Source organism: Cupriavidus sp. FW216-B1 (assembly GCF_058789195.1).
The window spans coordinates 141189-150743 of the sequence record NZ_JBYTEL010000014.1 but is presented as its reverse complement, the minus strand read 5'-3'; the positions used below and the strand labels follow the sequence as shown (position 1 = coordinate 150743).

The window sequence follows — 9555 nt, the reverse complement described above, 5'->3', positions numbered from 1 at the left end:
AAATCCGGAAATTTCTGGCGTCGAGTACCAACAGGGTACGCTCGCCGGTTACGAGGTGCGCGAATACCTGCTCGAAAAATGGAGGCGCACATGCATCTATTGCGACGCGACGGACCGCCCGCTTCAGATCGAGCACTTGACTGCGAGGGCAAAAGGCGGCACGAACCGCATCGGCAACCTTGGACTGGCTTGCGGCCCCTGCAACCAGGACAAGGGTGCAAAGGACATTCGTCAGTACGTCGACGACCCGAAACGTCTGGCCCGGATACTTGCGACCGCATCGCGTCCACTGACGGATGCCGCTGCCGTCAACGCGACGCGCTGGGCATTGGCGAACGCTTTGCGGGCCACGGGCCTGCCCCTTGAACTCGCCTCGGGAGGCCGAACCAAGTTCAACCGGGCCGCGTACACCATTCCAAAGACCCATGCACTGGATGCGGCGTGCGTCGGCGACGTCAACGCCATCACCGGCTGGCAGCGACCCACTCTTGAAGTGAAAGCGACGGGGCGTGGCAGCTACCAGCGCACGCGGCTGACTGCCTCGGGGTTCCCGCGCGGTTACTTGATGCGCCAGAAGCAGGTTAAGGGATTCCAAACAGGCGACCGAGTGCACGCTGTCGTGCCAAGCGGAAAGAAGGCCGGTACCTATGCGGGCCGCGTTGCAGTACGGGCATCAGGTTCATTCAACATCCAAACGCCGAATGGTGTCGTACAGGGCATCAGTCATCGCCATTGCTCGCTGGTGCAGCGGGCCGATGGATATGGCTACCACTTTCGAACCAAAGATAGCATCTACAAAGGAGAAGCGGGAGAAGGGCGTGCTGCGCACGCCGCGCTATCCATCCCCGTCCTGAAGGACGGGGTTTCCCGCGCATCCCGATGAAACGAACCTTGATCACCTTCGCGGCGCTCGCGCTGGCCAGTTCCTTCGGTGCACGAGCCGAGGAGGCGAAGCCGACGACCGAGACGCAGCGCCTGATCGCCAAGGATGCGCAATTGGCTGAGCAGCAGCTCGATCAGGAACTCGCCAAGGGCGCGCCGCCGCCCATCGTATCGGCCGCTCCTGCCGGCGCAGTCGCCGCTGTGCCCAAAGACCGGGGCCCTCAGACCGTGGCCGTTTATGGGGTGGACGCGTCCGCGCTCGGCATTCGCAAGGAATTGCGCGGCTATGTGCGCTGGCAGGGGCAACTGTATCCCGCCAAGGTGGGCGCCACGATCCGCGGGTACACGGTGGCGTCCGTGACGGAAAAGGGCACAACGCTCACGCGCGGAAAGGCCAAGCTGGTCGCCAACTTGGTGGAGGAGGACCTGACTGCGCTCCCGGGCCAACTGGTGGACCCCGAGCCGACGGTATCTCGTAAGGTCGATCCGGTGCCCGCGGGCGTTGGCGCGGGGATCGCGCCGACGGCACCGCAGCCGCAGCCCGGGATGCCGTTGCGGGCGCCGACGATGCCCGCGATGCAGCCAGCGCCGTTGCCTGTGGCAGCGTCCGCCACGGCCAAGAGCTGACGCAACATGCGATTCTTCTCCAAACGCGACACGGCGGCTCACAGCGTTCCCACAACGGGTGGTGTGACAGTGCTGTCGGGCGCAACGCCAGCGCTGGTGCAGACTGCACCGGCCGCTCCGCACGCTCATGCGACGTTACTTGGCGCAGCAGCTGCACCGGCTGACGGCGAAGAGATCCGAACCGTCGATGACCTGCCACAGTTCGTGCGGCCGCTATATGACGACCTTCGGATGTCTCCGTCATTGCGCCATGAGATTTGCCCGGTGCTGGTTAGCGAACCGAAGAGCGCCGGCGGCACAGAGCGCGGCGAATACGCACTGATTCTCACCCGCGAGATGCTCAGTTCGGACTTCACCGAAGAGATCCAACGCCAACTGCGCCTGCGCTATGACGCTGCCGCGAAGTGCGTCCACGTGGCAGCCGCGCAGGTCATGGTGACGCTTTCGCGTGGCAGTTTCGATTCGAGCGCCGGGCGGGAGGAGATTGCCGGCGGGATGGGTCGGCGGAGTGGAAGCGCCTTGTGGCAGAACTTCGAGTCCGCGATTCGGTTTGCTTTGACCGAAAACGCGTCGGACCTGCATTGGGAGGTGGCTGACCACGGTGGCATGTCGCAGATCCGCTTTGCGATCGACGGCCATCTGGTTGCCCCGCCCGAATTCCGAATGGAAACCGGCGTGCTGCTCGATACATTGGCTCATGTCTGGCAGAAAGGAAAGGGCGGATCGCAGGGCGTATTCAGTCGGGTGTTGCCGCAACAGACCAGCATTCGTGCCCGCGTCGACGACCAGGCGGTGGTGTTGCGCTGGGCGTCGATGCAGAGCGCCACCGGCCACGTGACGGTTATGCGTTTGCACCGCGAGGAGGTCGAAGACAGGACGGTCGATTTTGTGAAGGATCTGGGCTATTTCCCGAGCCAGGCGCAGATCATCGACCGCACTACGCTCCAGTTGGGCGGTGGCACCGTCTTCGTCGGGGTGGTTGGCTCTGGCAAGACCACGTCTGCACATGCCGTGATGCAGAAGTTGCCCGACTGGATGCACAAGATGGCGGTCGAAGACCCCGTTGAGCTGCTCGCGCGCGGCACGCATCATTTCTCGATCGCGCGGACACTGGATGGCGCGAATCGCGACGAAGACCCCTTCATCGCGGTCAAGCGTCAGATCAAGCGGATGAACCCGCATTTCGTGTCGATCGGTGAGGTGCGCGATCACGAGTCGGCGGGCCTCTTCCGTGACGTCGCTGGCGCGGGCCTGCGAGCGTTGACGACGGTGCACGCGCCGAGTGCACTGCAGGCGCCGGACCGTCTCTCGGATGGGGAACTGCAAATCCCGCGCAGCGTACTGGCCACGCCGGGCTTCGTGAACCTCTACGTCTACCAGGCACTCGTTCCCAAGACCTGCTCGTGCGGCCATCAGGGCGACGAGATGAAGCAGATTCTCGGCGCGGAGAAGCTGAAGCAGATAGAGCGGCTCTTCCAGTTCGACGTCGACGGCATGCGGGTTCGCAACATGGAAGGGTGCCCCCTGTGCCGCCGCCCCAATCTGCCGATGCTCAATGGCATCCGCGGTCGCACCGTGGCCGCCGAGATGTTCGAGCCAGACGAACAGGATCTCGCATACATCCGCGACGCGCGAAACCTGGAGCTCGCCGCCTACCAGCGCAGCAAGAGAGTGCTCGGATTCGACCAGCCCGACAGCACCGGCAAATCTTGCTTCGAGGTCGCGATGTACAACGTGTTCACCGGCGTCGTCGATCCGCGCGAGGCGGAGCGCCTGTGCTCGATGGATGCCTACGAGGCAAAGCTTGCGCGTCGCAAGATGCGCCACGATGGAGCGTGACATGACGATGAGCGAAAAGATTCGCGGTGCGTTTGGCAAACTGGTCGGCCGGCGCGTCGTGAGCGCGGGCGACCGCATGTTTTCCGACAAGCTGTTCTGGGCCAAGCTGCGGTTCCGCTCGGAACGCGCGCAATACTACTTCGACCTGGCCAAGCGCATCGATGCGACACCCGGGGAGCCGATTTCCAACCATTTCGCGAAGGACGCGACACGCCGCGCCGGCGAGCCGCTCGGGCGCCTGGCTGCGCACTGGCTCGCCCGCTGGGAAGGCCTGCACGGGGAAGCCCAACAAGTCCGCCTGTCGGAGATCTTCCGCGGCACGGTGCCGGACGAGGACATCCCGATTCTCGCGGTTGCCGAGCAGGGCGGGGACATCCGGGAGGGGCTATATGCCCTCTCGGAAAACCTGATCGCGCTTGAGGATGCAAAGACCGGCATCGCGTCGACGCTCTTCAGTGTGGGTATGACGCTGGTGATTCTGCACGCGTACCTTGCGCTGATCGCGTTCCTGGTAGCACCCGAGCTGGACAAGGCGTTCGCCGTGAACCTGCGGGTTGAAAACTACGGGCCGTTGGCGTCGGCGTACCACTATGGGTCGGCGTTCATCCGGCACTGGGGCTGGGCGGTGTTGCTGACCGAGGTAGGCATCGTGTATTGGATCGTGCGTGCACTGACGCGCTACACGGGCCGATACCGCGCGTGGTTGGACCGAAGGGTCATCGTGTTCGACTTCTTCCGACGCTTCCACGGGGCGCAGTTCCTTGCGGGGATGGCCTCGTCGACCCGGAAGTTTGGCACGGACGCGCGCAACCTCACGCAGGCCCTGGAGCTGATTCGCTCGACTGCGTATCCGTACCTCGCTTACCACATCGACCGGATGCTGCTCAACCTCGAATACTCGCCGAACGACGGCGGCAAGGTTTTCGACACGGGCCTGTTCGATAAAGCGACCAGCTTCCGAATTCAGGACGTTGCCGAGTACGAGAGCAACCTGTCGAAGATGCTGGAGTCGGTCTCGAAGGAAATGCTCAAGAGCACGCCGCGCGAGATGCAGGTGAAGGCCGGGCGATTCAACCGACGCGCCAGCATTCTGCTCGTTGGGCTGATGGTCGCGCTGGCTTATATGCCCGCTTTCATGATTGACGAAGTCAAGACCAATGCCCGTATCCAGAAGATGTCTGGATACATGGGCGCCCCTTCTACCCCCGCCATTCACCCCTAACCTGGAGAACCGAACATGGCACGCACCAAACAAGCCGGCACGCTGGCAGTCGACACGTTCAACCGCAACACGCCGGATCACGCAACCACGGCCCCGCTCAATGTCTCGGGGATGAAGGAAGGGCAGCGCAACAAGCGGACACGCCGGCAGTGGGGCGGCGTGCTCGATGACTACGGCTTTTACCTCCTGCTCGCGGGCCTGGCGCTGCTCGCCGGTCTCGTCTATTTCTCGCGGAACCAGACCGATTCGCAGGTGCAGCAACTGACCACCGAGCTCAACAGCGTGATCGGGAAGGTGAAGACATCGTACCGTGGCCAGTACGACAAGGTGACGATGGCAGGCCTCATCGGCAACGGCATCTTCCGCGACCTGACCACGATGACCGAGGCCAGCGGCAGCGTGATTCTCCAGCCCGGCGGTGGCACGCTTACCGTCGCGCCGTCGCAGTTGCTCAGTGCTAACGACTCGCTGCAATGGACGATTCCGAACCAGCCCGATGCTGCGTGCGTATCGATCGTTGGTTCGTACCAAGCCAGCGCAGGCAAGATCATCGTGAACAACACGGTGATCAAGGCGGTCGGCGCCACGATCGACCCCAGCAAGGTTTCGTGCTCGGGCGGCAGCAACACGATCAACCTGTTCACGTCGTAATCACATCGAAAGAGGGCCTGTTCTCGCGAGCTTTCGGACGCAGGCGCTATGCATTTGTGTCCGAAAATAGCTTGCTGCCACACCTGCCCGGTCATTCGATCGGGCATTTCCATAGGAGCTGACCGTGCTGCTCACGGACATGTCTTTCACGCTAATCGTGTCGTCCATCGCCTTGGCCACGACGATCTCGACCTCGAACAAGGCGATCGACGAAGCCCTGTCAATCGGGACGGGCCAATATATGGCCAACGTGGCCAGTGCGGCGAACACGTACACGTTCGACAACTTCACGGCGCTCGCTGCGAGCCCGGCCGGCTCGACAACCATGACGGTGGGGAGCGTGTCCGCGGTCGTGGCCAATCCGCTGCATCCGACGATTCAGGACTTCATCAACCTGAAGCTGCTCCCGATTGGCTACAGCGAAAAAAGCCCACTCGGCCTCACGTTCGCAATCGACCTGACGCCGACGAACTGCGCGGGCGATATCACGGGCTGCACGATTCCCGGGCGGCTGTACTCGACCACGGCATATCGGGACACGGCCGGCAATATCCGGACGGACCATATGACGCTGGCGGTCGAAACAGCAGGCGTCGACGGGGGCACGTCCTACGCCGAGTCGCCGACGGTGGTCACGGGGATGGCGGCGAGCTGGACCGCGCCCAATCCGCTACCCGGCTCGCCGGCCGGCGTGCTCATGATGCGCGTGGGAAATAGCTCGCTGCTGGCGCAGAGCATGAACCAGTTCTACAAACGCGATGGTTCGCTGAACCTCACCGGTCCGATGGATGCCAACAACCAGGCCATGAACAGGGTGGGCAACTTCCAGTCCAATGGCTCCGTCTCCGCAAACGGCAATGTGGCCGCGGCCGGCCAGGTCAGCGGCGGCACGCTGCGTTCCGCTGGCGATGCGTCGATTGCGGGTAATGCCAGCGCGAATGGCCTCTATGGCAACCGCATTCAGTCCTATGGTGACGCCTCAGTAGGCGGGCTGATGTCCGCGAATGCGGTGACTACGAATCAAGTCACAAGCTACGGAAATATTTCGGCAACTGGTTCAGTGGCGGCGAATGGGTATCTGTATGCGGCGGGCTCAATTGTGCCGTCTACCGGTGGCGGGCAGACGGTCACTGAAGGGCAGTGGTGCGGAGACCCTCAGGGGTCAATCCGTTCTGACCCTGCTGGGCGCGTCTTGTCATGCCAAAGCAGTGTATGGCGACTTGGTAGCGGAACATCGAGCGTAGCTGATGGCGTCGTCGTTGGCGGAGCGACTGTTTGCAGCAACTATTGCTATGTTGGGATCTGCGTCACGAAGGCGGGAGCCCCCGGACAACAAAGTCCCGTTGGCGGGTGGGCATGCGCTCCCGGCACCGAATTCATCCCGACGTCGACCGGGTATTTGTCGAATCCCGGCGGAAACGGTGGCTAGGCGGGAGCCGCTTGTTTTGGGGGAATCGGCAACGCCGGTTCCCCCCCCCCGTAACTCAGACAGGGCCAGTCGGGCTGGTGCACTTCAGGACAACGACGCCCGAGACGTCCCCGCTCGTAGGTGTCGGCATCGAGTAGCCGAGGGCAACGAGGGGATTCTTCGGGTCGCTGCCGAGTGCTTGGAGGTGAAAAAGAACTCCCGATGCCGAGCCGACGCCGTATAAGAGGGTGCCCGTGATCGTGGCCGTTGCATGGGCATCCGACCCGATTGCGATATCGAGCGTCAGAGTCTCGATTCCGGGGAAGGTGATGCCGATCACACCGGTGGCGGAGTTCAATTTGCCCGGGGCAAAATTACCGCTGGTCGCCGTTGGTGAGGTGGCGGCGATAGCCGTGCAATTCGCCTTGACCGTCGGTGCGCCGCTGAAGTCCGCATTGAGTGCTAGGGGCTTGCCGACCACATAGTGCGCTCCCTGGTTGCTGTTCAAGCTGCCCAGAATGTTGCTCGAACCATCGGTCCATCGACCGATCGCATATTCACCGTTACCGGAAACATCGACAACCTTGCCGGAGGACAGCGAGATCAGGCTGTTGGCGTCCGGGCCGATGGTGGTGTATGCGCCTTCGCTCGTGGTCTTTTGGAATGAAGCCACAAAGGAATTCGCGGCGATCGATTGTTGCGTCGAACGCGTCGAAGTCTCGGTCGACGGCACGAAAACCACGGCCAGCGGATCAGCGGTGACAGCCGGGGCGGTGCCCTGGACGGTGATCGCCGGCGCGGGCGGAGGCGTCGTCGTGGCCGGGGCCGAGGCGGCCGGCGCATCGCCACCGCCGCCGCCGCATGCGGCCAGTGCGAGGACCGCGGCTGCGGCAACTGCGGAGAACGCGAACTTGGTGCTCTTTTGCATTTTTCTTTTCCTATTGAGTTTCAGGGCTTTGGCGCATTTCTGTAGCGCTTGTACTTAGCTTACCGACTTGGCCGGGAAGTCAAGTCCGCGCGACGCCCCGACAAATAGTTGAGCGCGCAAAGACCCCAACCAATCCACATCGGCAGAAATTGGCTGATCTTGAGCCACCAGGGAGAGGGGTAGCCGCGCGCGAGTTTTCTTGGCAGTGGAAGGTGAGCGGGTGGAGCAGATGTTCGTGCTGAGCATCGCCGCGTACAACCTGGTGCGGATGCGCTCGTTGGGACAGATCCGCCCGCAGTTGCGGTGATCGAGGGACTGACGCTGGAAACGGGCCTCCCGCCGCAAGAAAACTCAATGCGAGGGCTTGCATCTTCCGGATTATGAAATCCAGGCACACCTGCCCGCACCAGCGAAAAATTCTGCATGTGTGCGGGGAGTACTTCCGCAGCCTGCTAGGCGAGGAGCATCGGAAAGCTATGAAGGCTTGCTGTGTCGGTCGCCAGAAGTGGAAATTCTGATTTGCGGTCGATCGCCTCAGCGAATGCTTGGCCGACAGCCATGGGGAAATAGCGGTGATGATCTAGGACGTTGGGATCGCGCCCCCATACGACTGCTCCACTCATTTTCGCGTAAGCGTGTCCACCAAAAGCAGCGAGCTCGCAAACGTCGGTGCAGTTATTTTTCTGGATTGGACAGTTCGCCATGCATGAAGATTCATGCCCATGCGTCTCTCGGCACAGAGTTCGTTTAAGGTAATGCCAGTCTGGCTCCAGTGTCTGAGTTCGTTCCACGTGGGCGAAGGGAGGCCAGGCACGCACGTATTGCACGTATCAACGGCCACGGCTTTCATATTTTCCCGCGCTCACTTCATTGAAGGATATAGTAGGGTTAGGTAACCAGTCAAAGAGCCGTCCATCCAATATAAATGAAAAAATATGAACTCCACCAATTTACAGATCGACACGCTTTTTCTTCTGGATCGCAATGTATTGTCCGTCATCAAAGTCGCGATCGCCGGAAAGGAACAGAAAGGGAATAAGGAGCAACGGATGCTCGATTTTCTTCGGGGAATCGACATGCCTCAATACGCCATCAGTCCATTGCCATCGTTGATGGAGGGCGAACATGGACGCGAAGACAACGTGACCGAGAAAACAATGCAGCTTGAGAAGGAAACGGAAGCGGTCTCCCGTTTTTTCAGGTCTGCGCGTACAGACTCCGAGTACCTTAAGTCTGCAAAGGATATGTTCGCTCAGCTCTTTGCGGGACTTCGGGAAGCCGACTGGGACGCGCGCGCAGCGTTCCGGACGAAGGCGGCACCTTTAATCATTGAACCGGTCGCACCAGCTGCGCGCAGGGCCGTCGAAGATAAGTTCGCTGAACTTGCAATATCGGGCGGGCTGAAAAGGACTGACGGCATCGTGGTTCTGTTCGTCGCCTGCTTGTACGGCAACCTTGATGCACGCAAGATGCTGAAGCCTGCAAAGCCAGACGCAACGTATAACGTGCTGAGCGACGTCCACCTCATTCCGAGAATCGCGCTTGTAAAAGCTGTGGCAAGAGAATTGCCAATTCAACTCAGGGTTCGCTTTCTCACTCTAGACGGTGGTCTAGAACAGGTGCTCGATAATGTTCGGATTGTCCTGCCTGAAGTCACTGGCGGGAGCCAACTGCAGATGCAAGTGAGGTATCTGCCTCCGCTGTTCACCGAACTGAGCGAGGACGACGCCATCGACTTGCTCAACAGGCTCAATACGCCCGCACAACCGGGTCAGGCTACTGATCCAATGCGGGCCGAGTAATGCACAGTTAGCCATACTGCGAGGTACCGAGCGCATCAGCGCCGGCGAACCGGTTGTTGAACAAGGGGGCGCGGCAGAACGGATACCTGCGACGTTTAGCGCCCGCTTCGACCGGAAGCTGTCGTCGACTGTGTGTGCCGCAATCGCGCTTTAGGGGGGCGGCAGGATATGCCGATATTGCCTGCGGAGGGATATG

At 61.4% G+C, this 9555-nt stretch carries 8 protein-coding genes; 7 read left to right on the top strand and 1 reads right to left on the bottom strand.

The genetic code is table 11. The features are described 5' to 3' along the window. The 6 genes from iscB to AC3WXD_RS24865 all read left to right on the top strand — a co-directional run. A partial coding sequence (iscB, locus tag AC3WXD_RS24890; RefSeq protein ID WP_492324870.1) for an RNA-guided endonuclease IscB occupies window positions 1-883 on the top strand: 883 nt, incomplete at its 5' end. Then, window positions 880-1509: a hypothetical protein gene (locus tag AC3WXD_RS24885; protein ID WP_063923077.1), complete on the top strand. Its 630-nt coding sequence runs from the start codon at window positions 880-882 to the stop codon at window positions 1507-1509. The genes iscB and AC3WXD_RS24885, both read left to right, overlap by 4 nt. Before the next feature lie 6 nt (window positions 1510-1515). Further along, on the top strand, window positions 1516-3348 hold the full coding sequence (locus AC3WXD_RS24880) for an ATPase, T2SS/T4P/T4SS family (protein ID WP_059414543.1): 1833 nt from the start codon (window positions 1516-1518) through the stop codon (window positions 3346-3348). Window position 3349: 1 nt separating this feature from the next. After that, window positions 3350-4570: a type II secretion system F family protein gene (locus AC3WXD_RS24875; protein WP_156174006.1), complete on the top strand. Its 1221-nt coding sequence runs from the start codon at window positions 3350-3352 to the stop codon at window positions 4568-4570. Between the two features lie 15 nt (window positions 4571-4585). After that, complete coding sequence (locus AC3WXD_RS24870; RefSeq protein WP_082080033.1) at window positions 4586-5221, top strand: type 4 pilus major pilin; 636 nt, start codon at window positions 4586-4588, stop codon at window positions 5219-5221. Window positions 5222-5345: 124 nt separating this feature from the next. Beyond that, on the top strand, window positions 5346-6650 hold the full coding sequence (locus tag AC3WXD_RS24865; protein WP_082080030.1) for an adhesin: 1305 nt from the start codon (window positions 5346-5348) through the stop codon (window positions 6648-6650). 55 nt (window positions 6651-6705) lie between these two features. Here AC3WXD_RS24865 and AC3WXD_RS24860 read toward each other — a convergent pair whose 3' ends face one another. Next, window positions 6706-7557, bottom strand: coding sequence for a hypothetical protein (locus AC3WXD_RS24860; protein WP_059414539.1), 852 nt, complete (start codon window positions 7555-7557; stop codon window positions 6706-6708). Window positions 7558-8492: 935 nt separating this feature from the next. On the opposite strand from AC3WXD_RS24860, the gene AC3WXD_RS24855 reads away from it, so the two are divergent. Further along, window positions 8493-9359, top strand: coding sequence for a hypothetical protein (locus tag AC3WXD_RS24855; RefSeq protein WP_059414537.1), 867 nt, complete (start codon window positions 8493-8495; stop codon window positions 9357-9359). Window positions 9360-9555 lie beyond the last annotated feature (196 nt).